Annotated in this window: 2 protein-coding genes; both read right to left on the bottom strand. The window is 32.0% G+C overall.

Annotated features, from left to right (window positions below; all coding sequences use genetic code 11):
* Positions 1 to 385, bottom strand: a 385-nt coding sequence (locus tag AC1DOS_RS20250) for an SEFIR domain-containing protein (RefSeq protein WP_477538930.1), incomplete at its 3' end; no start/stop codon positions are given.
* 96 nt (positions 386 to 481) lie between these two features.
* The gene (locus AC1DOS_RS20245) at positions 482 to 907 is read right to left on the bottom strand and encodes a GIY-YIG nuclease family protein (RefSeq protein WP_477538929.1); all 426 of its coding nucleotides are present in this window, start codon (positions 905 to 907) and stop codon (positions 482 to 484) included.
* Positions 908 to 1,107 lie beyond the last annotated feature (200 nt).

Raw genomic sequence — 1,107 nt, 5'->3', positions numbered from 1 at the left:
ATGCTAAATAGTCTGGGATAAAACTTTCATTTTCTTCGTTCCTTATCGTAACAATCGGGATAAACTTTTCTTGTTTAACATCCCGGTATACTTTTGCACTAATTATCTGTGTTTCGTCACCTATTCCGCCTTGCCTGTCGTCAGCTCTTTTCTTATACTTTTCATCACATAGTATTAGTACTTTATTGATAATTTCAGATTTAACCATTTGTTCCATAAACACATATTTATCTTGACCTTCGACTAAATCCCACTTGTCAATAGCTACTTCAACACCATCGTGTACTAGTCGTTTTGCTAAGTCAATTACCCATTGCTGATATTCATCATTAGTCCAACTATATGAAATAAATACTTTTGGGCTTTCTAAAGCTTCTTGTGTCAAATGCAATCCCTCCGTCTAAGTGTACAAATACAATTTATCCATATTATAACATACGATTTTGTTATGTAATCAAACTCCAATTGCTACGAAAGATTCTTAAGACTCTCTAAAGCTATTGAAAGGAGTATTGATTTTCATAGCAACATAAACCTCAAACAATGTTCTTGCATGGTCGTTTTCCACTTCAATCATTTGGACATAATAATTTTCAAACATATATTTTCTAGCTTCTATAGCTGTTAAGTTGTTAAGTTTTGCATATTTGTGCGTTAGGTTTGCTTGTGACTTTTCTAATGCCCTATGGTCATCTCCAAGTCTTTGTGCCATATTTCGAGATCTACCTACATATACTGGATTGTTTTCTTTGTCTGTTATCACATAAACACCAGAAATGGGCAGCTTTGTGCTGAAAATACGATTAACTGCTCCTTTAGTTAAAGAACTAAAGTTGTGTTTTTGATTGCCTATTAAATCTTGAAATAATTTTGGAAATGTTTTAACTATCTCATCAAAAGAATTCATGAAGTCCTCCCCTTATTTACCCAATACTAAATATGCAAGAATATAACCAATATTATCTTCTTCTTTCGAACATGACCATACTTCTTGTACATTAAAATTGTGTATAGTTTCATTTGAAATCATTTATAATAGATCACCCTTCTCTATTACACCTAATATCTAGAAATCAAGAGACATTTTCGACCTTTATATAATTAACT

It is taken from the genome of Paenisporosarcina sp. P5_A11 (assembly GCF_056400705.1).
This window is presented reverse-complemented; position numbering and strand designations above follow the sequence as displayed.

Excerpts from the sequence above, each read along its gene's own strand:
- AC1DOS_RS20245 (WP_477538929.1), bottom strand. The coding sequence starts at position 907 with ATGAATTCTTTTGATGAGATAGTTAAAACATTTCCAAAATTATTTCAA.